A 22,466-nucleotide genomic window follows, 5' to 3' on the forward strand; every position below is an offset into this window, starting at 1 on the left:
AGGCTGGCGCTGGCGGCCGGCGTCAGCTCATGAAGCTTTGTGCCAGCGAGCCCAGCAGCAGTTGCCAGCCGTCGACCAGCACGAACAGCATCAGCTTGAACGGCAGCGAGATGGTGGCCGGCGGCACCATCATCATGCCCATCGCCATCAGCACGCTGGCCACGACCAGGTCGATGATCAGGAACGGGATGAAGATGGTGAAGCCGATCTGGAACGCGGTCTTCAGTTCGCTGGTGACGAAGGCCGGCACCAGGATGCTGAGCGGCACTTCCTCCGGTCCCTGCATCTCCGGCGCCTTGGCCATCTGCGCGAACATGGCCAGGTCCTTCTCGCGGGTCTGGCGCAGCATGAAGGCCTTGAGCGGCTCGGCGGCCTTGGCCGCGGCGGCTTCGAGGCTGAGCTTGTTCTCGGACAGCGGCTTGTAGGCGTCGTTGTAGACGCGGTCGAACACCGGCGCCATCACGAAGAAGGTCAGGAACAGCGACAGGCCCACCAGCACCTGGTTGGGCGGCGAGGTGGCCGTGCCCAGCGCGTTGCGCAGCAGCCCCAGCACGATGATGACGCGGGTGAAGCCGGTCATCATCAGCATTGCCGCGGGCAGGAACGACAGCGAGGTCAGCAGCACCAGCGTCTGCACCGGCAGCGACCAGATCTGGCCGCCGCCCGGGGCGGGCTTGCTGATCACGCCGGGCAGCGCCTGGGCCCACGCTTGCGCGGGCGCCAGCGCGGCAAGGGCCAGCAGCAGCGCCAGCACGGACAGCCGGGCCAGCAGCGGCGAGGGCAACAACGAGGCCGGGCGCGCGGCGCGACCTGCGCGCGGCAGCAGTTGCCACGGCGTGGCAAGCGGGGAAGTCATGATTTGAATTGGGCCTGCATCGAGCGCAGCAGCTTCTCGGCAAAGCTGCCGCCGGTGGGCGGTTGCGACGGTGCGGCGACGACGTGCGTGCCGGTCTGGCCGGCGGCCGGCGATCCTGCCGCCATGGTGTGCAGCGGCCGGATTTCGCCGGGGCTGACGCCCAGCACCAGCCAGGTATCGCCGACCTCGACCAGCACCAGGCGCTGGCGTGCGCCCAGCATGGTGCTGCCGACCACCTTCATCGCGCCGCCGGTGGCGTGCCGCACCAGGCCGGCACGCCGTGCCATCCAGGCCAGGCCCAGGATCAGCGCGATGATGGCAAACAGCCCCAGCCCGGCCTGCGCCAGGCTGGCCGCGCCGCCGATGGCGGGCGCCTGCGTGCCTTCGGCGGCGGTTGCGGCGCAGGGAAGCGCGGCAAGCGCAGCCAGCAGGGCGCGGGTTGCAGCTGTCATTTGTTCAGCTTCCGGATGCGTTCGGACGGCGTGATGATGTCGGTCAGGCGGATGCCGAACTTGTCGTTGACCACCACCACTTCGCCTTGCGCGATCAGGTAGCCGTTGACCAGCACGTCCATCGGCTCGCCGGCCAGGCCGTCGAGTTCTACCACCGAGCCCTGCGCCAGCTGCAGCAGGTTCTTGATCGGCACCTTGGTGCGGCCCAGTTCCACGGTCAGTTGCACCGGGATATCGAGGATCATCTCGATATCGTTGCGGAAGCCGCTCGGCGCTTCCTTGGCCAGCGGCGGGAAGACCGTGGCCGCCGCCGGCGTGGCGGCGGGCGCGGCAGCGGCGGGGATCTCGGCGGAAGTGGCGCTGGTCTGCTCGGCCAGCGCGCTGGCCCAGTCGTCCATCGGGTCGACCGGCTTGTCCTCGATGCCGTCAGTCATAATCGGTGTCCTCGGTATCCAGGTGGGAATCGCCGTCCTGGTGATTGATCATTCGTTCTACCCGCAGCGCGTACTGGCCGTTCATGGTGCCGAAGCCGCATTGCATCACGGGCACGCCGTCCACCTTGCCGAACACCTTCTCGGGCAGCTCGATCGGCAGCACGTCGCCGGCGCGCATCGCCAGCACTTCGGCGACGGTGCTCTGCAGGTGCGCGAATTCGGCCACCAGCTCGACCTCGGCCGCGCGCAGCTGCGTGGACAGCTGCGTGACCCAGCCCTTGTCGACCTCTTTCTCGTCCTGCAGCGGATTCATCAGCAGGTCCTTGAGGGGCTCGATCATCGCGTACGGCAGGCATACGTGCAGCTGCCCGCCGACGGCGCCCAGCTCGATGTGGAAGGCGGTGGTCACCACGGCCTCGTTGTGCGTGGCGACGTTGGCAAACTTGGGGTGCATCTCCGAGCGGATGTACTCGGTCTCGATCGGATGCACGGTGCGCCAGGCATTGCCGTAGCTGGTCAGCGTCAGCTCCAGCATGCGCTGGATGATGCGTTGCTCGGTCTGGGTAAAGTCGCGCCCTTCCACGCGGGTGTGGAAGCGGCCGTCGCCGCCGAACAGGTTGTCGACCACCAGGAAGACCAGGTTGGGGTCGTAGACGAACAGCGCGGTGCCGCGCAGCGGCTTCAGGTGGACCAGGTTGAGGTTGGTCGGCATCGGCAGGTTGCGCGCGAAATCGCCGAACTTCTCGATCCTGACGCTGCCCACGGAGATGTCCGCGCCGCGGCGGATGAAGTTGAACAGCGCCGTGCGCAGCGAGCGCGCAAAGCGCTCGTTGATGATTTCCAGCGTATGCAGGCGGCCGCGGATGATGCGTTCCTGCGTCGCCAGGTTGTAGGGGCGTACCCCGCCCTCGTCGGGCGCAGTCTCGCTGGCCTTGGGCGTATCGGCCTCGCCGGATACGCCCTTGAGCAGCTCGTCTACCTCGTCTTGCGAGAGGAACTTGTCGTAGGCCATCTAGTGTCCTGCCCCTTGTGCGGCGTTATGGATGAAACGTGCTGCCCTGGCTTCTCGCTTACTGCACCACGAACGAGGTGAACAGCACGTCCAGCACGTGTTGCGCCGGCAGGCCGCTGGCAAACGGCTTGCTGATGGTGTCGCGGATGTCGTCGGCCAGCTTGCGCTTGCCGTCGACGGTGGCCAGCTCGGCCGGCTGCCGCGCGGACAGCAACAGCAGGATGCGGCTGCGTGCTTCGGGCAGGTACTGGGCCAGGCGCGCCTGGGTGGCGGCGTCAGCCACCTTCAGCGACAGCCCGGTGTGCAGGAAGCGGTCGCCGTCCTCGCTGCGCAGGTTGACGGTGAACGCGTCCAGCGGCACGAAGATCGGCGGCGGAATGACCGGAGCGGCGGGCGCTGCGGGCGCCGCCGGCTGGCGGTTGCTCAGCACGCTGCCCAGCACGAAGCCTCCGGCACCCAGTGCCACAACCAGCACGCCGGCGCCGATCAGCAGCAGCCGGCCGCGCTTGCCTGTGTTGCCAGTCCGGGGAGGGGAAGCCGTGTTCGCCATGAGAAGCCTGTATCGGAATGCCTGCCATTCTTCCGGAATCGCAGGCCAGCAAAGGGCCGAAAAAAAGGGGGAAACCCTTTCAGCTTGGCCATTTGAGCGGAAAGGGAGCAGGCACGGCTACGCGAGCGGGCGCCTTTGTGTTGCGCGCCTGCAGGCTGGTTAACGCAGCTTGGTCGGGGAACTTGAGGGCGGCGGGGCAGGGGACGGCGCGATGACGCGCAACATCGCCGGTCGGGGTGGACGCTATGGCCGGCCCTGCGGCGGCTGGCCGGCGCGCTGTCTTGCGCATTCCCTACTACGCTACTCGGGTAGCCGTCCATGCAAAACAACAACTCATCCATTCTCCAAGTCATTGTTTGATATGGGATTTTGTTTCAACACTCTTATATAAGATATAAGACATTTGACCCAGGAGCCGCTTCGGACTACAATCGCGACGTACCGAGTCTTTCTAAACCTAATTACTCAGCAGGTTCCCATGCTTGAAAACTATCGCGCACATGTGGCCGAGCGCGCCGCGCTTGGCATCCCCCCTCTGCCCCTGACCGCCAAGCAGACGGCCGAGCTGATCGAACTGCTGAAGAACCCGCCCGCCGGCGAAGAACAGAACCTGGTTGAGCTGATCTCCAACCGCGTTCCCGCCGGCGTCGACGACGCCGCCAAGGTCAAGGCCTCGTACCTGGCCGCCGTGGCGCTGGGCAAGGAACAGTGCGCGCTGATCTCGCGTGCCAAGGCCACCGAGCTGCTGGGCACCATGCTGGGCGGCTACAACATCTCGCCGCTGATCGAGCTGCTGGACGACGCCGAAGTCGGCACCGTCGCCGCCGACGCGCTGAAGAAGACCCTGCTGATGTTCGACGCCTTCCACGACGTGAAGGAGAAGGCCGACAAGGGCAACGCCAATGCCCGCGCCGTGCTGCAAAGCTGGGCTGATGCCGAGTGGTTCACCAGCCGTCCGGAAGTGCCGCAAAGCCTGACCATCACCGTGTTCAAGGTGCCCGGCGAAACCAACACCGACGACCTGTCGCCGGCGCCGGACGCCACCACCCGCCCGGACATCCCGATGCACGCGCTGGCGATGCTGAAGAACAAGCGCGAGGGCGCGGCGTTCCAGCCGGAAGAAGACGGCAAGCGCGGCCCGATCAAGTTCATCGAATCGCTGAAGGAAAAGGGCCACCTGGTCGCCTACGTGGGCGACGTGGTCGGTACCGGTTCCTCGCGCAAGTCCGCCACCAACTCGGTGCTGTGGTTCACCGGCGAAGACATCCCGTTCATCCCGAACAAGCGCTTCGGCGGCGTGTGCCTGGGCAACAAGATTGCCCCGATCTTCTACAACACCATGGAAGACGCCGGCGCGCTGCCGATCGAGCTGGACGTGTCGCAGATGGAAATGGGCGACGTGGTCGAACTGCGCCCGTACGAAGGCAAGGCCCTGAAGAACGGCGCCGTGATCGCCGAGTTCAAGGTCAAGTCCGACGTGCTGTTCGACGAAGTCCGCGCCGGCGGCCGCATTCCGCTCATCGTCGGCCGTGGCCTGACCGCCAAGGCGCGCGAGGCGCTGGGCCTGGCCCCGTCGACGCTGTTCCGCCTGCCGCAGAACCCGGCCGATACCGGCAAGGGCTTCACGCTGGCCCAGAAGATGGTCGGCCGCGCCTGTGGCCTGGCCGAAGGCAAGGGCATCCGCCCGGGCACGTACTGCGAACCGAAGATGACTTCGGTGGGCTCGCAGGACACCACCGGCCCGATGACCCGCGACGAGCTGAAGGACCTGGCTTGCCTGGGCTTCTCGGCCGACCTGGTGATGCAGTCGTTCTGCCACACCGCCGCCTATCCGAAGCCGGTCGACGTCAAGACGCACCACACCCTGCCCGAGTTCATCAGCACCCGCGGCGGCATCTCGCTGCGCCCGGGCGACGGCGTGATCCACTCGTGGCTGAACCGCATGCTGCTGCCCGACACCGTCGGCACCGGCGGCGACTCGCACACCCGTTTCCCGATCGGCATCAGCTTCCCGGCCGGTTCGGGCCTGGTCGCCTTTGCCGCCGCCACCGGCGTGATGCCGCTGGACATGCCGGAATCGGTGCTGGTGCGCTTCAAGGGCCAGATGCAGCCGGGCGTGACCCTGCGCGACCTGGTCAACGCGATCCCGCTGTACGCGATCAAGCAAGGCCTGCTGACCGTGGCCAAGCAAGGCAAGAAGAACATCTTCTCGGGCCGCATCCTGGAAATCGAAGGCCTGCCTGACCTGAAGGTCGAGCAAGCGTTCGAGCTGTCGGATGCGTCGGCAGAGCGTTCGGCCGCCGGTTGCACGGTGCGCCTGAACAAGGACCCGATCATCGAATACATCAACAGCAACATCACGCTGCTGAAGTGGATGATCGCCCAGGGCTATCAAGACCCGCGCAGCCTGCAGCGCCGCATCAAGGCCATGGAAGCATGGCTGGCCGATCCGAAGCTGCTGGAGCCGGACGCCGACGCCGAATACGCCGCCGTGATCGAGATCGACCTGGCCGACGTGCATGAGCCGATCGTGGCCTGCCCGAACGACCCGGACGACGTCAAGACCCTGTCCGACGTGGCCGGCGCCAAGATCGACGAAGTCTTCATCGGTTCGTGCATGACCAACATCGGCCACTTCCGCGCAGCGTCCAAGCTGCTGGAAGGCAAGCGCGACATCCCGGTCAAGCTGTGGGTGGCCCCGCCGACCAAGATGGACCAGAAGCAGCTGACTGAGGAAGGCCACTACGGCGTGTTCGGCACCGCCGGTGCCCGCACCGAAATGCCGGGTTGCTCGCTGTGCATGGGCAACCAGGCACAGGTGCGCGAAGGCGCGACGGTGATGTCGACCAGCACCCGCAACTTCCCGAACCGCCTGGGCAAGAACACCAACGTGTACCTGGGTTCCGCCGAACTGGCGGCAATCTGCTCGCGCCTGGGCCGCATCCCGACCAAGGACGAGTACATGGCCGATATTGGCGTCATCAACCAGAATGGCGACAAGATCTACAAGTACATGAACTTCGACCAGATCGAGGACTTCAAGGAAGTGGCCGACGGCGTGACGGTGTAAGCTGCCGCAGCAAGCTGGCATGAGAAAGGGGCCCCGCGGGGCCCCTTTTGTTTTGCAAGGCCCTGCAGGTCCGGGTGCCCAGCAAGCGCGGCGACACCGGTTTATGATCGGGCTCTTTCGTTGTGCGGCAGCTTCCCCATGGCGTGGAAGTGCCCGAACCAGGAGCCTGTGTGCCCGATCTGTCCGCTTTCCCCATCACCCGCAAATGGCCGGCGCAGCATCCCGACCGCATCCAGCTCTATTCGCTGCCCACGCCCAACGGCGTCAAGGTGTCGATCATGCTGGAAGAGACCGGCCTGCCGTACGAGCCGCACCTGGTGCGCTTTGACACCGACGACCAGCTGTCGCCGGAATTCCTGTCGCTGAACCCGAACAACAAGATCCCGGCCATCCTCGACCCGCAGGGTCCGGGCGGCAAGCCGCTGGCGCTGTTCGAGTCGGGCGCGATCCTGCTGTACCTGGCCGACAAGTCGGGCAAGCTGATTCCCGCCGATCCGGCGCTTCGCTACGAGACCATCCAGTGGGTGATGTTCCAGATGGGCGGCATCGGCCCGATGTTCGGCCAGCTGGGCTTCTTCCACAAGTTTGTCGGCAAGGACTATGAGGACAAGCGCCCGCGCGACCGCTACGTGGCGGAGAGCCGGCGCCTGCTCAAGGTGCTCGAGCAGCGCCTGGAAGGCCGCGCCTGGATCATGGGCGACGAGTACACCATTGCCGACATCGCGACCTTTCCGTGGGTGCGCAACCTGGTTGGCTTCTACGAGGCTGGCGACCTGGTCGGCTTCAAGGACCTCGTCAATGTGCGGCGCGTGCTGGATGCCTTCGTGCAGCGTCCGGCGGTGGTGAAGGGGCTGGATACGCCGCATCGGGGCTGAGCGCGCCGGGGCACGGTGCCGCGCCGGGGTCGGGCATCGTCCTACACGGTGCCTTCCGCGGCGCCTACAGAGCGCCGGTCGCTCTACGTCCTATAGTCCAGGCACAGGCGCGCGGCCCTGCGTGGCCTGAGGAGCCCGGACCATGCCGATGCCGACCCCCTTGCGCTTGTTGCGCACCGCCATGCTGGCGGGCGCCGTGCCCGTGATCGCCACGCTCGCCGCCTGCGGCGAATCCGCCAAGCTGCCCTCCGAAGCCGGCTTCGGACCCACGCCGCAGCTGCCGCCGCCCCACGAGACTGCCATCCCCACCGTCAAGATCGCGCCGGCCATCGGCTGGGCCCCGGGCCAGCGCCCGGTGCCGGCCGAAGGCATGGCGGTGACGGCCTTCGCCGACAAGCTCGACCATCCGCGCTGGGTTTATGTGCTGCCCAATGGGGACGTGCTGGTGGCCGAGAGCAACGCGCCGCCCAAGCCCGACGACGGCAAGGGCCTCAAGGGCTGGATCATGAAGATGGTGATGAAGCGCGCCGGGGCCGGCACGCCCAGCGCCAACCGCATCACGCTGCTGCGCGACAGCAACGGCGACGGCGTCGCCGACCAGTGCTCGGTGTTCCTGAAGGATGTGAATTCGCCCTTCGGCATGGCGCTGGTCGGCAATGACTTCTACGTCGCCGCCACCGACGCGCTGCTGCGCTTCCCCTACCAGCCGGGCCAGACCGAAATCTCCGCCGCGCCGCAGAAGGTGGTCGACCTGCCCGGCGGTCCGCTCAACCATCACTGGACCAAGAGCCTGATCGCCAGCCGCGATGGCAGCAAGCTGTACGTGACCGTGGGCTCGAACAGCAACGTGGGCGAGAACGGCATGGACAAGGAAGTCGGCCGCGCCGCGATCTGGGAGGTCGACCGCAGGACTGGCTCGCACCGCATCTTTGCCAGCGGCTTGCGCAACCCCAATGGCATGGCGTGGGAGCCGGTCACCGGCATGCTGTGGACCGCCGTCAACGAGCGCGACGAGATCGGCAGCGACCTGGTGCCGGACTACATCACCTCGGTGCGCGACGGCGGCTTCTACGGCTGGCCCTACAGCTACTACGGCCAGCATGTGGACCAGCGCGTGAAGCCGCCGGCACCGGACCTGGTGGCCAGGGCCATCGCGCCCGACTATGCCGTGGGCGCGCACACCGCCGCGCTCGGCCTGGCCGCGGCCGGCGGCAACAGCCTGCCGGCGCGCTTCAGCGAGGGCATGTTCGTCGGCCTGCATGGTTCGTGGAACCGGCGCCCGCTGGCTGGCTACAAGGTGATCTTCGTACCGTTCAGCCAGGGCCGGCCGCAGGGCGCACCGTTCGACGTGCTGACCGGGTTTGTCGACGACGACGGCAAGGCGCGCGGGCGACCGGTGGGCGTGGCGATCGACAAGCGCGGCGGCTTGCTGGTGGCCGACGATGTCGGCAATACGGTCTGGCGGGTCAGCGGCGCAAGATGAGGCCGCTTGAGCGGGGGCAGGCGGTCGCAGCCTGCCTGATTGCCGCCGGCGTGGCCACACCGCGCTTCGCCTGAACGGGTGAAGCGCCACGCAAGGGTGCTTGCCTGAGCGCCTGGCCACTGTCTGTGCGCGGCGCTGTCTATACTTGGCTTGACCGGGTTCTCAGGACGCATCTGCGCTGCGTCCGCACACCAACATCACCAATACACGCCCGCCCGTCTGGACATCGACGCCGAGGAGTAGGCATGGACCACACCGCAGATTCGTTTCGCGCCTTCGAACTGGCTGGCTGGGAAGACCCGGAAGTCGTCAGCCGGTACCAGGAGCATCTGTCGCACGTGACCCGGCAATCGGTCGAGGCCCTGCTGGACGCCGCGCATGTGGCCGGCGGGCAGCGCGTGCTCGATGTCGCGTCCGGCTCCGGCTACGTCGCGGCGGGGGCGGTGCAGCGCGGGGCCGAGTCGGTCGGCATCGATTTCGCGCTGGCGCAAGTGCAACTGGCGCGCAAGCTGCATCCCGAAGTCCAGTACGAGCAGGCCGACGCGCAGGCGCTGCCATTCGGCGACGCCAGCTTCGACGCCGTGGTCAACGGCTTTGGCCTGTGCCATATGTCCGATCCGGACGCGGCGCTGGCCGAGGCCTTCCGCGTACTGCGCCCGGGCGGGCGCATCGCCTTCACGGTATGGGATACGCCCGAGCGCGCGGTCGGCTTCGGCGCGGTCTATGCTGCGATCCGCGCCTATGGGTCGATGGATGTCGATATCCCGGTCGGGCCGAATTTCTTCCTGTTCAGCGATCCCGGCCATTGCCGCAGCGCCTTGCAGCAGGCCGGCTTTGTCATGCCGACCTGCCGCAGCGTGCCGCAGGTCTGGCGCTTCTCCACGCCCGACCAGCTGTTCGATGCGCTGGCCCAGGGCACCGTGCGGGCCGCCGCCACGCTGCGCGCCCAGACCCCCAAGGCCCGCGACGAAATCCGCGCCGTGCTGCGCGGCACGGTTGCCGGCTATATGCGTGGCAGCGGCTTCGAGGTGCCGATGCCGGCGGTGCTGGCGGCGGCGGTCAAGCCCTGAGCCAAGGATGTTGGACGCCGGCCGACACCTGTGGGGCTAGCGTCGGCCCGGTCCCACCACTCCACGCCCGGAAAGTGCCGCAATCCTCTCCGTAGCCGCTGTTAGCCGGTGGCACGGTCATTGCGCAATGGACAGCGAGCGCGGCGCCGCGGCTCGTTGTGCCACCTGCCAGCAATGGCTTCCCGGAGAGTCCCGATGAATACCCGATCCCCATGCCAGAACGGGCAGGCCGCGTCGCGCCCGTCCGCCATCCGACACCGTTCGCGCCAGGCCATGGTGCTGCTGCGCGTGCTGGGCTTATGCCTTAACAGCGTCGCCTGCGCGCAGTCCGAGGCGCCGCAGGCCGCCACGGCGCCCGCCGTGCAGGCCGTGACCCCGGAGCGCAAGTTTGCGCCCGGCTACCTCGAGGCCGCCGCAACCGGCTATGACAATGGCCTGGCGTGGCAGGAGCCGGAAGGCATCGTGCCGCTGCGGCCGCCTCGCGAGGCGCGCAGCGTGCCGGTGGCGCCGGTGGCGGACGCCGTGCCGGTTGCCATGCCGGCGAGGGGGCGGGCACAGCCGGAGCGCTGAGCAAACGTTCCGTAAGCGCGCGCCGCCGCCGCACTGAGTGGCAACACCGGCACGCGCGCGATCAGCGCCTGCAAGGCGCGCCGTGCACGCTGCGGATCTCGTCTGTAGGTCCCGATTCTTAATTTGGGGTGCTTGCCTACAATACGCCACATCGCCATGCAACCTTCACCGCCATGGACATCGAACTCGCCCGCACCTTCCTGCAAGTCGTGCGCGACGGCAGCCTGCTGGCCGCCGCCGACAAGCTGCATGTCACCCAGACCGCCGTTACTGCGCGCATCAAGAGCCTGGAGGCGCAGCTGAACTGCCGGCTGTTCGAGCGCAACAAGGCCGGGGCACGCTTGACGCCGGACGGGCAGCGCTTTCTGGGCTACGCCAGCCAGCTGGTGCAGACCTGGGAGGCGGCGTGCCGCGAGCTGCCGTTGCCGACGGGGCTGGCCAGCCTGTTCCGCTATGGCACCGAGATCAGCCTGGGCAATCCGCTGGTGCTGCTATGGGCGACGCGCCTGCGCCAGCGCATGCCGGCGCAGGCGGTGCGGGCGGAAGTGGGCGAGGGGGCGGAGTTGCAGCGCAGGCTGCAGTCGGGCGCGCTCGATGCCGCGCTGGTGTACCAGCCGGAATACGCGCCCGGCATGCACGTGGAAGCGCTGATGGAAGAGAAGCTGGTGCTGATCCGCTCGACGCAGCGCGACGGCGGCTATGTCTATGTCGACTGGGGCCCGGAGTTCCGCCGCCAGCATGACAGCGCGTTGCCGGAGCATGCGCGCGCGTCGCTGTACTTCAACCTGGGGCCGCTGGCGTTGCAGTACATCCTGCAGTACGGCGGCAGCGGCTATTTCCGTACGCGCGTAGTGCAGAGCTACCTGGACAGCGGGGCCCTGGCGCGCGTAGAAGGGGCGTCGGAGTTCTCGTACCCGGTCTACCTGGTTCATCCCCAGTTGGCAGGCAGCACGGCCTTGCATGACGCAGTCCGGACGCTCCACGACATTGTGCGTGAAGAATCCGACTGGTCGCAGCGCTGGGATTTTCCGGTCTGAAAGGGCGTCTGGCCCTAGGTCTTGATATGGACCGGCATCAGCCTTGCCGTGCGCGCAGCGGGCAGCGCCGGTGGCCGGCGCAAGCGCCTGCGCGGTCCGCCACGCCGGTCAGGCGCCGCGCCCAGGTCGGCATACCTGCCATGCCGCTGCGCCTGCGCAAACACCGGTTCGGGCACGGAGCTGCCGATCAGAGAGGTGACGGCGACACCGACGGCCATCAGGCCGAGCACCAGGCCGATCCAGAGGGCGATTTCCCATAAGGCGACTTCCATTTCCTGCTCCCCGTTGATTCATCGCTGTATCCAGTATCGACGCAAACGGGTGGGAGGGATTAATGAAAGTTATCTTCCGTTCATATCAATATTTTTGCAGTGAACGGCGAGCGACGGCGAAAGTCGCTCGTTACTGCCTACAGCACGCGTTGTTCGCGCAGCGCTGCGATGTCTGCCGGAGTCAGACCCAGCGCGCCATAGACTTCGCGGTTGTGCTCGCCGACTCCCGGTCCGCTGCGGGGCGGCGCTGGCTGGTAGCCAGAGAAGCGCGGCACCGTGCATGGCGCGGGAATGCTCCCCAGTTCAGGGTCGGGCAAGCGCACGATGGCGCCGCGCGCCTGGAAGTGCGGATCGTCCACGATGTCGGCGATGGTGAAGATCTTGCTGAACGGAATCTCGCTGGCCGCCAGCGCGCGCGCCACCTCGTCATAAGTGTTGGCGGCAAACCAGCCGGCGATGGCGTCGTCGAGCGCTTCGAGGTTGCGAGTGCGGTCCGGGTTGGTGCCGAAGCGCGGTTCGTCGGCCATCTGCGGCTGGCCGATGGCCTGGCACAGGCGGCGGAAGATCGGGTCGGACGAGGCCACCAGCGACACCCACTGGCCGTCGGCTGTCGCGTACATATTGGAGGGCGCGGTGTAGGTGGCGCGGTTGCCGGCGCGCTGGCGCACCACGCCGAGCTGTTCGTACTCCACCGCCAAAGGCTCAAGCAGGCGGAACAGCGCTTCGGTCGCGGACAGGTCGATTTCGCGGCCGGGCATGTCCGCGCAGCCGGGGCGGCGGCGCTCCGCCATGGCGCTGGCGATGGCAAAGGCGCCGAACAGGCCCGCCACCATGTCGCCTACCGGGTAGTTCATGTGCAGCGGCGAACCCGCCGGCTCGCCCGCCAGGTTGGTAAAGCCGCTCATGGCTTCGAAGATGCGCGCGAAGCCCGCGCGGGCGGCATACGGCCCGGTCTGGCCGAAGCCGGTCAGGCGCAGCACCGTCAGGCGAGGATTCACGGCATGAAGGGTGGCAAGGTCCAGGCCCCAGCGCTCCAGCGTGCCGGTGCGGAAGTTCTCCACCAGCACATCGAACTCCGGCAGCATCTTCAGGAACAGCTCGCGCCCGGCCGGCTTGCGCACGTCGAGCGTGATGCCTCGCTTGCCGCGGTTGGTCACCTTCCAGTAGAGCGAAAGCTCGCCCTTGACCGGCGCCAGGCCGCGTAGCGGATCGGTGCCGTCGGGGAGTTCCAGCTTGACCACGTCTGCGCCCATGTCGGCGCACAGCGTGCTGGAGAACGGCGCTGCCACCACCGTGGCCATGTCGAGGATGCGGATGCCGGCAAGCGGGCTGTGCCGGCTGTCGTGCGCGGCGGAATTGGCGTGGGTCATGCGAAATCTCTTGCAGGGGAGGGGTGGCGGGCGCGGGCGCGGCTCAGGGCCGCATGCCGTGCTGGAAAATGCGGCGCGCCAGCGTGGCGCGATGCAGTTCAGAAGCGCCGTCGTAGATGCGGAACGGCCGCAGTTCGCGCTGGATCATCGACACCGGCGTGTCGTCGGAAATGCCCAGCGCGCCCATGATCTGCACGGCGCGGTCGGCGACGCGCCAGACCGCTTCGGACACGAAGATCTTGGTCATGGCCGAATCATGCTTGACCGATTCGCCCGCATCCATGCGGCGGGCGCAGTCGCGCACCATCAGCCGGCTGGCATGCAGGTCGATATGGGAGTCCGCCACCATCGCCTGCACCTGCTGCAGGTCGGCCAGGCGCTGGCCGAACGATTCGCGGCGCGCGGCATATTGCTGTGCGATCTCCATGGCGCGCGAGGCCCGCCCGACGAAGCGCATGCAGTGCGACAACCGCGCGGGCTCAAGCCGGGCCTGGGCGTAGACAAAGCCCTGGCCGGGCTCGCCCAGCACGGCATCGTCGCCGACCACGCAGTGCTCCAGCACGATCTCGCCGTGGCCGCCAATCTGGTAGCCGTCCATGCCGGCGATATTGCGCACCAGCCGGTAGCCGGGATTGCCGGCGTCGACCAGGAACATGGTGGCGCCATCGCCGGTGCGCGCCAGCACGATGGCAAAGTCCGCACCCACCGCGCCGCTGATGAACCATTTGTGACCGTTGATGACCCATTTGCCGGGCTGGCCCGGCAGGCGCTCGGCCCTGGTGCGCAACATGGCAGGATCGGAGCCGGCGCCGGGTGCCGGCTCGGTCATGGCAAAGCATGAGCGGACCTCGCCGCGCACCAGCGGCATCAGATACTGCTCACGCTGCGCCGGCGTGCCGTTGCGCAGCAGGTTGACCATATTGGGCTGGTCCGGCGGCGCGCAGTTGAGCGCGGGCGCACCCAGGAAGCTGCGCCCGGCTTCCTCCAGGATCTCGGCGCGCTCCAGCCAGCCGAGGCCGAGCCCGCCTACCTCCGGCGGCAGGTGCGGGGCATAGATGCCTGCCTCGCGGGCCAGCGCCTGCAGTTCGCGCGTCACGGCATCGAGGCGCGCGACATCGTGGGCAAGCGCCGGGTCTTCGCGAGGGATGGCGTGCTGTTCGACAAAGGCGCGCACGGCTTCGCGCAGTTCGGTCAGGCTCTTGTGCATGGTCGGGCTCGGTTGGTCGCTGGTCAGTCCAGCCTGGTATTGGTCGACTTGACCAGCGCGGCCCACCAGCTCGCATCCGTGCGGATCTGCTGCGCGAACTGCTCGGGCGTGCTGCCGACGGGCTCGGCGCCAAGGTCGATCAGGCGCTTGCGCATCTGCGGCCTGGCCACGATCTTTACGGTGGCCGCGTTCAGTTTGTCGATCACTGCGCGCGGCGTGCCGGCCGGCACCATCAGGCCCTTCCAGGCGGTGATGACGTAACCCTTGAGGCCGGCTTCCTCGGCAGTCGGCAGATCGGGCGTAGCCGAGGCGCGCTTGTCGCCGGTCACGGCCAGCGCGCGCAGCTTGCCCGACTGCACGTGCGGCAACAGCGGCGGCATGTTGTCGATCACCACTGTGATATGCCCGGCGATCAGGTCTGCCACGGCGGGGCCGGTGCCCTTGTAGGGCACGTGCTGCAGCGTGAGGCCCGCGGTCTGGTTGAGCAGCTCGCCCGCCAGCTGCGCCGGCGTACCGTTGCCAGCCGAGCCAAATGTCAGCTGGCCCGGGCGCGCCTTGGCGTAGGCGATGAACTCCTTCACGTTGTGCACCGGCAGCGCGGCGTTGACCGCGATCAGGTTGGGCTCGCGCGCAATCAGGGTGACCGGCGCCAGGTCGCGCACGGGGTTGTACGGCATCTTCGGGTACAGGCTGGGATTGATGACCGTGGGGCCGGCCGCCGCCACCAGGACGGTGTAGCCGTCGGGCGCGGCGCGGGCGACGGCCTCGCCGCCGATATTGCCGCCCGCTCCTGGCTTGTTCTCCACGATCACGGTCTGGCCGAGTTCTTCGCGCAGCTGGTCCGCCAGCAGGCGCGCCAGGGTGTCGGTGGAGCCGCCGGGCGTGAATGGCACCACCAGCCGGATCACCTTGCTGGGATAGGGCGCCTGGGCGCCGGCGGTCTGTGCGTGGAATGCCAGGCCCAGCAACAAGGGGGCGGCGGCAAGGATGGACTTCAGCATGATGGTCTCCGGTTGCCCGCACTGGTGGCGGGCTTCTTCATGTGAGGGCAGTGCGGGGCGCCGCTCAGTGCGCAGCCGCCAGCGCCAGCGTGCGCTTGGCGATATTGAGCTGGTGGATCTGGCTGGTGCCCTCGTACAGACGGAACAGGCGCACGTCGCGATAGAAGCGCTCGATGCCGAAGTCGGCGATGTAGCCGTAGCCGCCGAACATCTGCACGCAGCGGTCGGCCACGCGGCCGCACATTTCGGAGGCGAAGTACTTGCAGATCGACGCCTGCATCGTCACGTCCTCGCCGCGGTCGCGCTGGCGGGCGGTTTCCAGGATCAGCGCGCGCGCGGCGTGGATATCGGTCTGGCAGTCGGCGATCATCGCCTGCACCAGCTGGAAGTCGGACAGCGCCTGGCCGAACTGCCTGCGCCCCGACACGAAGCGCACGGCTTCGTCCAGCATGCGGATGGCCGGGCCCGTGCACAGCGCCGCCAGGTGGATGCGCTGCTTGTTGAGCACCTTCATCGCGGTGCGGAAGCCCTGCCCTTCCTCGCCGCCGATCAGATTGGCGGCCGGCACGCAGCAATCATTGAAGTGCACTTCCGAGACCGGCGACCCGGCCTGGCCCATCTTCTGGTACGGCTCGCCGGTTGACAGGCCAGGCGTGCCGCGTTCGACGATGAACGCCGAGATGCCGGCGGCGCCGGCGCGCGCGGGATCGGTGCGTGCCATCACCGTGAACAGGCCCGCGATGGGGGCGTTGGTGATAAAGCACTTGGTGCCGTTCAGCACATAGTGGTCCCCTTCAAGCCGCGCGGAAGTCGTCAGCGCAGTGGCGTCCGACCCCGCTTCCGGTTCGGTCAGCGCAAAGGCGCCGGTCAGCTCGCCGCTGGCCAGCAGCGGCAAGTAGCGCTGCTTCTGTGCCGCGGTGCCGTCCGCCACCAGCGCCTCGGAGCCGATGCCGGTGTTGGTGCCCACGCGTGCGCGGAAGGCCACCGAGCACTGCGACAGTTCGATCGCGGCCAGCACCAGCTCTTCGGTGGTCAGGCCGGCGCCGCCGTAGGCCTCGGGGATCGAGTAGCCGAACATGCCTTGCGCGGCCATCTCGTCCACCAGCGCGCCCGGCACCTCGTCACGCGCGGCGACTTCGGCCTCGCGCGGCACCAGCCGTTCGCGCACGAAACGCCGCAGTCCGGCCAGGAAGATATCGAATCCCTCGGGGTGCCTGATCATCTGTCTCGCTCTGTCTGGTTGTCTTTCAGTACGAAGCCAGCGTAGCAAAGACGGTCCGAATGCCGCACTGATGTTTTGCTATCTTGAACATGAAGCGGATTTAGCGGTGCAGGAATGGGTAAGATGGAGGTCATTGTCCCCATGCCGTCGCCGGCTTTCCATGTCCTCGCGCCTGCACCACCCCGACCCCGCCTTCGCCACCACGCTGGCCCATGGGCTGGCCCTGCTGCAATGCTTCCGGGTCGGCGAGCCGGTGCTCAGCAACAAGGAACTGGCCGAGCGCACCGGCCTGTCCAGGGCCACCATCAGCCGCCTTACCTATACGCTGGCGGCGCAGGGACTGCTGCTCTATGACACCCGCTTGCGGCGCTACCGGCTGGGCTCCACCGCGCTCTCGCTGGGTTACCCGCTGCTGGCCAGCCTGCGCGTGCGCCAGCTGGCGCGGCCGTGGATGAAGCAGCTGGCGGACCAGTTGGGCGGGTCGGTGTCGCTGGGCATGCGCGACCGCCTGCGGATGGTGTACGTGGAAACCAGCCGGGGCCACGACGCCATTGCGTTCCGGCCTGACATCGGGGCCTCGCTGCCGATGCTGGCGACGGCCATGGGCCGGGCGTGGCTGGCCCAGGCACCGGCCACCGAGCGCGAACCGGTGCTGGCCGCCTTGCGCGAACACGAACCGGTGTTCTGGCAGCAGCATGCCGGCGCCCTGCAAGCGGCGTTCGAAGACCTTGCCACACTGGGCTTTTGCCGCTCGCGCGGCGACTGGCAGCAGGACGTGCATGCGGTGGCGGTGCCGATGCGCACCGTGACCGACGGGGAGATCCTGGTCTTCAATTGCGGCGTGCCGGCGGTGCGCATGACGCCGCGCAAGCTCGAGCGCGAGATGGGGCCGAAGCTGTTGCGGCTGGTCGCGCGCATCGAAGCCGCGCTGGCCGGAGCCTGACCATGCATCCCGGCAACGACGCGGCCCCGGAGAAGGACCGGCAGTTCGCCAGCACCCTGGCTCACGGCATCCAGATCCTGCTGGCGTTCCGCGCCGGCGAAGCGCTGCTGGGCAACAAGGATTTCGTGCAGCGCACCGGCTTGTCGAAATCCGCGGTGGCACGCCTGACGCATACGCTGACCGAACTGGGCTACTTGCGGCATGACCGGGCGCTGGGCAAGTACCGGCTTGGCGCACCGGTGCTGGCCACCGGCTATCCGCTGCTGGCCAGCATGCACATCCGCCAGATCGCGCGGCCGCTGATGAAGGAGTTGGCGGATCACGTCGGCGGCGCGGTGTCGCTGGGCGTGCGCGACCGGACCCAGATGCTGTATGTGGAAACCGCGCGCTCCACCGACAACCTGCTGATACCCCCCGATATCGGCGCGGCGCTGCCGATGCTGACCACGGCGATCGGCAAGGCCTGGCTGTGCAGGGCAGAGGCGGTGCAGCGCGAGGCGGTGCTGAACCGGCTGCGGCTGCAGGATCCGGAGGGCTTCGGGCGCGCCGTTGCGCAGCTTGCCGCGGCGCGCGCGAGCCTTGATCAGCGCGGGTATTGCGTCAACCATGCCGAATGGCGGGATGACGTCTTCGGCTTTGCCGTGCCCTTGTGCCGGCTGGTCGACTCCCAGCTGTTCGTGTTCAATTGCGGGGTGCGCGCGCAGCCCGGCAGGTTTGCCGCGCTTGAGAAGCACGTGGCGCCGCGGCTGGTGACACTGGCGCGCAACGTGGAGATGCTGCTGGGCCTGCGCTGAGTATCCTGTCCGCCGCAGAAAATCATCCATTCCGACGAATCTGGGGGGCGCCGCCAGGCAGACACTAGCCTGATCCCACCCAAGAGACACGAGAAAGGAGACCCGCCATGCAACGCCTGATCTTCGAAGCCGAACACGATGCCTTCCGCGAATCCGCCCGCCGCTTCTACCAGCGCGAGGTCGGCCCGCACGGCGAGCGCTGGCGCGAGCAGGGCTGCGTGGACCGCGAGGTGTTCCGCAAGGCCGGCGAGCAGGGCTACCTGCTGATGTGGGCCGACGAGCAATACGGCGGCGCCGGCGTGCAGGACTTCCGCTACGAGCAGATCCTGATCGAGGAAAACGCGCGCCACGGCGACTCCGGCTTCTTCGGCACGCTGCACTCGCGCCTGGTGGCACCCTACATCGGCCGCATCGGCAATGAAGAGCAGCGCCAGCGCCTGCTGCCCGCGGCCGCGCGCGGCGAGTCGATCTTTGCCGTGGCCATGACCGAGCCGCAGACCGGTTCCGACCTGGCCGGCATCCGCACCCGCGCCGAGGACCATGGCGACCACTGGGTACTGAACGGCGCCAAGACCTATATCTCGAACGGCCAGCTGGCCGACGTGGTGGTCGTGGTGGCCCGCACCGACCCGGAGCGCAGCCATGGCCTGACGCTCTTCATCGTCGAGCGCGGCATGCCGGGCTTCGAGCGCGGACGCAAGCTGCGCAAGCTGGGCCTGCACTCGCAGGACACCTCGGAACTGTTCTTCGACAACGTCAAGGTGCCCAAGGCCAACGTGCTGGGCGAGCCCGGCCAGGCCTTCCGCTACCTCACCCGCCATCTGGCCGAGGAGCGCCTGATCGGGGCCTGCGGCTACATGGCGTCGGCGCAGGTGGCGTTCGATATCACGCTGGACTACGTGCGCGAGCGCAAGGCCTTCGGGCGCGCCATCGGCACGTTCCAGAACTCGCGCTTCAAGCTGGCCGAACTGCGCGCGCAGCTGGATGCGCTGCAGACCTTTGTCGACCAGTGCGTGCTGCAACACAATGCCGGCACGCTGACGGTGGAGACCGCGGCGTCGGCCAAGCTGCTGACCTCCGAGCTGCAGGGACGCATGGTCGACGAGGGCGTGCAGCTGCACGGCGGCGCCGGCTATATGGAGGAATACCGCATCTGCCGCATGTATGCCGATGCGCGCATTTCGCGCATCTATGCCGGCAGCAGCGAGATCATGAAGGAGATCATCGGCCGCGGCCTGGGGCTGGATGACCGGGTGAAGGCATAAACGCAGTCACGAATGTTCCGACGGCACGGCCGGCAACGGCCGTGCCGTTTGTCGTTTTTTCCGACGGTTCAGTAAATTCGCGCGGTTAAAGGTTTTTGTCAGGGGAATGAAAGCCGTTTGTAAAACGGTTCGGTTTGAATGCGGGCGGGAGATCGTGTCCCGATGACGTGAACCGCATCTGGGCAGCGGGCGAGGGCGCACCAAGACAGCCACGCCGCGCGACCGCATCGCGGACCATGGCGCAGGATGATGTTCTTGCGCCGCGGTGGAACCGTTCGGCGGGCACGGTCGTTTCGCCGCAGACCGTTTTCGAACCGAGCCCGACTGACCGTGCCTGTTGTCTTATCCCGTATTACAGTAGGTTCCCTGCTGGGTTTGGCGGCCGTGGCGAGCCTGGCCGCCGAACGTCCCGCCGCTCTAGCTTCCTCCGCTGATTCCGCGCAAGTCGCCCCGGCCGATGGCCCTTGCACGCCCCCGCCGGCGGGCGCTGCGCTGACGCTGGCGCAGGCGCGCCTCGACGCATTGCGCTGCAACCGCACCGTCATCGCCGCGCGCCGCGGCGTGGAAGCCAGCCAGGCCGATGTCCAGATTGCGTCGCAGCGTCCCAACCCCGTGCTGAGCCTGGGCGTCGAGAACATCAACCCGCATGCCGGCATCGGCGCGGGCAACCTGCGCAGCAAGACCGTGGATTCCACGGTGCGCGTGGACCAGCTGATCGAGACCGCCAACAAGGGCGGCCTCCGCGTCGACGCCGCGCGCAAGGCCAGCGACGCCGCCGGCGAGTCGATGCAGGCAGTGGTGGCACAACAGGCCGGCATGGTGGAGCAGGCCTTCTTCGATGCCCTGGCCAGCCAGGAACGCGTCGCCGTATTGCGGGAAACGCTGGCGCTGTACGCGCGCACCCGCCAGGCCAGCGAGACGCGCCTCAGGGCCGGCGACGTGGCGCGCGCCGAGGTGACCCGGCTGCAGCTGGATGCGCTGCGCGCGCAGAACGACCTGCGCCAGGCCGTCACCGACCATTACCGCGACAAGGCCCTGCTGGCGCAGGCGATGGGCGTGCCCGGCACGCTCGCCGACAACCGGCTGGTGGCCGACTGGCCGGCGCTCGATGCCGCCGTGCCGCCGCCGGACCCCGATACCCTGCAGCGCCGCCCCGACGTGACCGCGGCCGAGGCGCGCCTGGCCGCCGCCGCGGCAGCGCGTGACCTGGCACGCGCGGGGCGCGTGCCGGATGTGACCATCGGCGCGCAGGCCGAGCACTATCCGGTCTCGCCCGCCAACAGTGGCGGCTCGGGGAACAGCTTTGGCGTGTTCCTGCAGATGCCGCTGCCGGTGCGCCACAGCAACGGCGGCGAGGCACGCCGCGCCGAGGTCGATTACTACGCGGCGCTCGACGACCGCAACCGCGTGATGCTGGAGGCCGGCAACGAGATCGAGCGGCTGCGCAGCCAGCTCGAGAGCGCGCGCCAGTCGCTGCGGCAGATGCGCGACGAGGTGCTGCCCGCCGCGGAAAGCGTCGCCGGCAGCGCGGAGTTCGCCTACCGCAAGGGCGCCACCGGTGTGCTCGATTTGCTCGATGCGCGCCGCGCGCTGCGCCAGACCCGGCTGGACGCGGTGGTCGCGCAGGGCGAATACGCCAAGGCGCTGTCGGCGTACCGCGCCGCGTTGCAGACCTCGACCACCGTTACGCCCACCCAAGCTGCCGGCACCGCCGCGCGCCCCTGAACCGCCGTTGCCGCGATCCCCTCATGAGTTTCCTGTCACCCATGTCTCGTCGCATGTCATCCTCCCGCGCCATTTTGCCGGCACGCGTTGCCGTGCTGTTCGCCATGTCGTTGTGCGCGCTGGCGCTGGCCGCGTGCGGCAGGTCCGACGCCCCGCGGGCCGATGACGATCCCACCGTCAGCGGCAATACCATCCGCTTCCCTGCCAGCGTGAAGACGCTGCCCGGCATCGCCGGCGAAGCCGCGACCACCGGTGGCGAACGCATGCTTAGCCTGCCCGGCCGGCTGGTGTGGAACGAGGACAAGACCGTGCGCGTGGCGACGCCGTTTGCCGGTCGCGTGACCGAGGTGCTGGTGCAGCCGGGCGCCACCGTCAAGGCCGGCCAGCCGCTGGCGGCGCTGACCTCGCCGGATTTCGGCGTGGCCCAGGCCGATGCGCGCAAGGCCGCCGCCGACAGCGCGGTCGCGGCCAAGGCGCTGGCGCGCCAGCGCGAGCTGTACGGTGCCGGCATCATCGCGCAAAAGGAACTGGAGCAGGCCCAGGCCGATGCCGCGCGTGCCGCGGCGGACCTGCAGCGCACCCAGGCGGCGCTCGCCCAATACGGCGCGGGCGCGGCAGGCGCGGGCGGTGTCAACCAGCGCTTTGCGCTGCGCAGCCCGATCGACGGCCTGGTGGTCGAGCGCAACATCAATCTCGGCATGGAGCTGCGCCCCGACCAGCCCCCGGTCGCGCCGCTGTTCCTGGTGACCGATCCGACCACACTGTGGGCGCAGGTCGATGCGGGCGAGGCCGACCTTAGCCTGTTCAAGCCCGGAGTCGAAGTGCAGCTGGCCACCGCCGCCTGGCCCGGCGAAACCTTTGCCGGCACCGTGGTCAAGATTGCCGACTATGTCGACCCGACCGCGCGCAGCATCAAGGTGCGGCTGAACGTGCCCAATCCCGAACGCCGCCTGAAGGCGGAGATGTTCGTCACCGCCAGGCTGCCGGCGGCCTCGTTCCAGGGCATCGCGGTGCCGTCCAAGGCGGTGTTCCTGGCCGACAACCGCAACTACGTGTTCGTGCGCACCGCGCCCAACACCTTCGAACGCCGCCTGGTGCGCGTGGGCGTGACGCTGCCCGGCACCACCGAGCTGCTCGATGGCGTGAAGGACGGCGAGACCGTGGTCAGCGAAGGCAACCTCTACCTGCAGGACATCCTGCGCGATGCCACCGCGGTGAACGCGGCGCGCGCGGCGGAAAAGCACTGAGGACGATCGCC

Annotated in this window: 21 protein-coding genes; 11 read left to right on the plus strand and 10 right to left on the minus strand. The window is 68.2% G+C overall.

Annotated features, from left to right (window positions below; all coding sequences use genetic code 11):
• Positions 1–22 precede the first annotated feature (22 nt).
• The 5 genes from fliP to fliL are packed head-to-tail and all read right to left on the minus strand — an operon-like array spanning position 23 to position 3,304.
• Entirely contained in the window at positions 23–856 is an 834-nt protein-coding gene (gene fliP, locus FHX60_RS18950) for a flagellar type III secretion system pore protein FliP (protein ID WP_260164132.1), read from the minus strand.
• On the minus strand, positions 853–1,308 hold the full coding sequence (gene fliO / locus FHX60_RS18955) for a flagellar biosynthetic protein FliO (RefSeq protein ID WP_183284216.1): 456 nt from the start codon (positions 1,306–1,308) through the stop codon (positions 853–855). Before fliO ends, fliP begins: the two co-directional genes overlap by 4 nt.
• Complete coding sequence (gene fliN, locus FHX60_RS18960) at positions 1,305–1,742, minus strand: flagellar motor switch protein FliN (protein ID WP_092311917.1); 438 nt, start codon at positions 1,740–1,742, stop codon at positions 1,305–1,307. The genes fliO and fliN overlap by 4 nt, the downstream gene beginning before the upstream one ends.
• Positions 1,735–2,754, minus strand: a complete 1,020-nt coding sequence (gene fliM / locus FHX60_RS18965; RefSeq protein WP_012355214.1) for a flagellar motor switch protein FliM — start codon at positions 2,752–2,754, stop codon at positions 1,735–1,737. Before fliM ends, fliN begins: the two co-directional genes overlap by 8 nt.
• 58 nt (positions 2,755–2,812) lie before the next feature.
• Positions 2,813–3,304, minus strand: coding sequence for a flagellar basal body-associated protein FliL (gene fliL, locus FHX60_RS18970; RefSeq protein ID WP_092311914.1), 492 nt, complete (start codon positions 3,302–3,304; stop codon positions 2,813–2,815).
• 478 nt (positions 3,305–3,782) lie between these two features.
• Here fliL and acnB point away from each other — a divergent pair, with 478 nt between their 5' ends.
• The 6 genes from acnB (at position 3,783) to FHX60_RS19000 (ending at position 11,409) form a co-directional block, all read left to right on the plus strand.
• Positions 3,783–6,374, plus strand: coding sequence for a bifunctional aconitate hydratase 2/2-methylisocitrate dehydratase (acnB, locus tag FHX60_RS18975; protein WP_112774746.1), 2,592 nt, complete (start codon positions 3,783–3,785; stop codon positions 6,372–6,374).
• 170 nt (positions 6,375–6,544) lie between these two features.
• Positions 6,545–7,249: a glutathione S-transferase N-terminal domain-containing protein gene (locus FHX60_RS18980; RefSeq protein ID WP_183284217.1), complete on the plus strand. Its 705-nt coding sequence runs from the start codon at positions 6,545–6,547 to the stop codon at positions 7,247–7,249.
• Positions 7,250–7,391: 142 nt separating this feature from the next.
• On the plus strand, positions 7,392–8,732 hold the full coding sequence (locus FHX60_RS18985) for a PQQ-dependent sugar dehydrogenase (protein WP_183284218.1): 1,341 nt from the start codon (positions 7,392–7,394) through the stop codon (positions 8,730–8,732).
• A 245-nt stretch (positions 8,733–8,977) separates the two neighbouring features.
• Entirely contained in the window at positions 8,978–9,802 is an 825-nt protein-coding gene (locus FHX60_RS18990; protein ID WP_112774749.1) for a class I SAM-dependent methyltransferase, read from the plus strand.
• 195 nt (positions 9,803–9,997) lie between these two features.
• Positions 9,998–10,372 (plus strand): hypothetical protein, encoded by a 375-nt coding sequence (locus tag FHX60_RS18995; RefSeq protein WP_183284219.1) that lies wholly within the window; start codon positions 9,998–10,000, stop codon positions 10,370–10,372.
• A 173-nt stretch (positions 10,373–10,545) separates the two neighbouring features.
• On the plus strand, positions 10,546–11,409 hold the full coding sequence (locus FHX60_RS19000; protein ID WP_183284220.1) for a LysR family transcriptional regulator: 864 nt from the start codon (positions 10,546–10,548) through the stop codon (positions 11,407–11,409).
• A gap of 14 nt (positions 11,410–11,423) precedes the next feature.
• Here the strand turns inward: FHX60_RS19000 and FHX60_RS19005 are convergent, their stop codons facing one another.
• The 5 genes from FHX60_RS19005 to FHX60_RS19025 all read right to left on the minus strand — a co-directional run bounded on the left by FHX60_RS19005 (position 11,424) and on the right by FHX60_RS19025 (position 16,481).
• A complete protein-coding gene (locus tag FHX60_RS19005) occupies positions 11,424–11,681 on the minus strand; it encodes a hypothetical protein (RefSeq protein ID WP_183284221.1) in 258 nt (85 codons plus the stop codon).
• A gap of 137 nt (positions 11,682–11,818) precedes the next feature.
• Complete coding sequence (locus FHX60_RS19010) at positions 11,819–13,051, minus strand: CaiB/BaiF CoA transferase family protein (protein WP_183284222.1); 1,233 nt, start codon at positions 13,049–13,051, stop codon at positions 11,819–11,821.
• A 43-nt stretch (positions 13,052–13,094) separates the two neighbouring features.
• Positions 13,095–14,258: an acyl-CoA dehydrogenase family protein gene (locus FHX60_RS19015; RefSeq protein WP_183284223.1), complete on the minus strand. Its 1,164-nt coding sequence runs from the start codon at positions 14,256–14,258 to the stop codon at positions 13,095–13,097.
• Between the two features lie 23 nt (positions 14,259–14,281).
• The gene (locus FHX60_RS19020; protein ID WP_183284224.1) at positions 14,282–15,259 is read right to left on the minus strand and encodes a Bug family tripartite tricarboxylate transporter substrate binding protein; all 978 of its coding nucleotides are present in this window, start codon (positions 15,257–15,259) and stop codon (positions 14,282–14,284) included.
• A gap of 64 nt (positions 15,260–15,323) precedes the next feature.
• A complete protein-coding gene (locus FHX60_RS19025) occupies positions 15,324–16,481 on the minus strand; it encodes an acyl-CoA dehydrogenase family protein (protein ID WP_183284225.1) in 1,158 nt (385 codons plus the stop codon).
• A 160-nt stretch (positions 16,482–16,641) separates the two neighbouring features.
• Here FHX60_RS19025 and FHX60_RS19030 point away from each other — a divergent pair, with 160 nt between their 5' ends.
• From FHX60_RS19030 to FHX60_RS19050, 5 genes are all read left to right on the plus strand, one after another.
• Entirely contained in the window at positions 16,642–17,424 is a 783-nt protein-coding gene (locus FHX60_RS19030) for an IclR family transcriptional regulator (protein WP_183284226.1), read from the plus strand.
• Positions 17,425–17,426: 2 nt separating this feature from the next.
• On the plus strand, positions 17,427–18,218 hold the full coding sequence (locus FHX60_RS19035) for an IclR family transcriptional regulator (RefSeq protein WP_183284227.1): 792 nt from the start codon (positions 17,427–17,429) through the stop codon (positions 18,216–18,218).
• Positions 18,219–18,325: 107 nt separating this feature from the next.
• Positions 18,326–19,483 carry an acyl-CoA dehydrogenase family protein gene (locus FHX60_RS19040; RefSeq protein WP_111520052.1) on the plus strand — a complete coding sequence of 386 codons (1,158 nt, stop codon included), beginning with the start codon at positions 18,326–18,328 and terminating at the stop codon, positions 19,481–19,483.
• A 375-nt stretch (positions 19,484–19,858) separates the two neighbouring features.
• Entirely contained in the window at positions 19,859–21,208 is a 1,350-nt protein-coding gene (locus FHX60_RS19045; RefSeq protein WP_260164246.1) for a TolC family protein, read from the plus strand.
• Positions 21,209–21,261: 53 nt separating this feature from the next.
• Positions 21,262–22,455, plus strand: coding sequence for an efflux RND transporter periplasmic adaptor subunit (locus FHX60_RS19050; protein WP_183284229.1), 1,194 nt, complete (start codon positions 21,262–21,264; stop codon positions 22,453–22,455).
• The last annotated feature ends 11 nt before the right edge of the window (positions 22,456–22,466 follow it).

The organism is Cupriavidus alkaliphilus (assembly GCF_014191175.1).
GTDB classification, from domain to species: domain Bacteria; phylum Pseudomonadota; class Gammaproteobacteria; order Burkholderiales; family Burkholderiaceae; genus Cupriavidus; species Cupriavidus alkaliphilus.

Coding starts and splice junctions, on each gene's coding strand:
- FHX60_RS19010 (WP_183284222.1), bottom strand. CDS start 13,051: ATGACCCACGCCAATTCCGCCGCGCACGACAGCCGGCACAGCCCGCTT.
- FHX60_RS18995 (WP_183284219.1), top strand. CDS start 9,998: ATGAATACCCGATCCCCATGCCAGAACGGGCAGGCCGCGTCGCGCCCG.
- FHX60_RS18990 (WP_112774749.1), top strand. CDS start 8,978: ATGGACCACACCGCAGATTCGTTTCGCGCCTTCGAACTGGCTGGCTGG.
- FHX60_RS19020 (WP_183284224.1), bottom strand. CDS start 15,259: ATGCTGAAGTCCATCCTTGCCGCCGCCCCCTTGTTGCTGGGCCTGGCA.
- FHX60_RS18985 (WP_183284218.1), top strand. CDS start 7,392: ATGCCGATGCCGACCCCCTTGCGCTTGTTGCGCACCGCCATGCTGGCG.
- FHX60_RS19035 (WP_183284227.1), top strand. CDS start 17,427: ATGCATCCCGGCAACGACGCGGCCCCGGAGAAGGACCGGCAGTTCGCC.
- FHX60_RS19015 (WP_183284223.1), bottom strand. CDS start 14,258: ATGCACAAGAGCCTGACCGAACTGCGCGAAGCCGTGCGCGCCTTTGTC.
- FHX60_RS19025 (WP_183284225.1), bottom strand. CDS start 16,481: ATGATCAGGCACCCCGAGGGATTCGATATCTTCCTGGCCGGACTGCGG.
- acnB (WP_112774746.1), top strand. CDS start 3,783: ATGCTTGAAAACTATCGCGCACATGTGGCCGAGCGCGCCGCGCTTGGC.
- fliM (WP_012355214.1), bottom strand. CDS start 2,754: ATGGCCTACGACAAGTTCCTCTCGCAAGACGAGGTAGACGAGCTGCTC.
- FHX60_RS19030 (WP_183284226.1), top strand. CDS start 16,642: ATGTCCTCGCGCCTGCACCACCCCGACCCCGCCTTCGCCACCACGCTG.
- fliP (WP_260164132.1), bottom strand. CDS start 856: ATGACTTCCCCGCTTGCCACGCCGTGGCAACTGCTGCCGCGCGCAGGT.
- fliN (WP_092311917.1), bottom strand. CDS start 1,742: ATGACTGACGGCATCGAGGACAAGCCGGTCGACCCGATGGACGACTGG.
- FHX60_RS19005 (WP_183284221.1), bottom strand. CDS start 11,681: ATGGAAGTCGCCTTATGGGAAATCGCCCTCTGGATCGGCCTGGTGCTC.
- FHX60_RS19000 (WP_183284220.1), top strand. CDS start 10,546: ATGGACATCGAACTCGCCCGCACCTTCCTGCAAGTCGTGCGCGACGGC.
- FHX60_RS19040 (WP_111520052.1), top strand. CDS start 18,326: ATGCAACGCCTGATCTTCGAAGCCGAACACGATGCCTTCCGCGAATCC.
- fliL (WP_092311914.1), bottom strand. CDS start 3,304: ATGGCGAACACGGCTTCCCCTCCCCGGACTGGCAACACAGGCAAGCGC.
- fliO (WP_183284216.1), bottom strand. CDS start 1,308: ATGACAGCTGCAACCCGCGCCCTGCTGGCTGCGCTTGCCGCGCTTCCC.
- FHX60_RS19050 (WP_183284229.1), top strand. CDS start 21,262: ATGTCATCCTCCCGCGCCATTTTGCCGGCACGCGTTGCCGTGCTGTTC.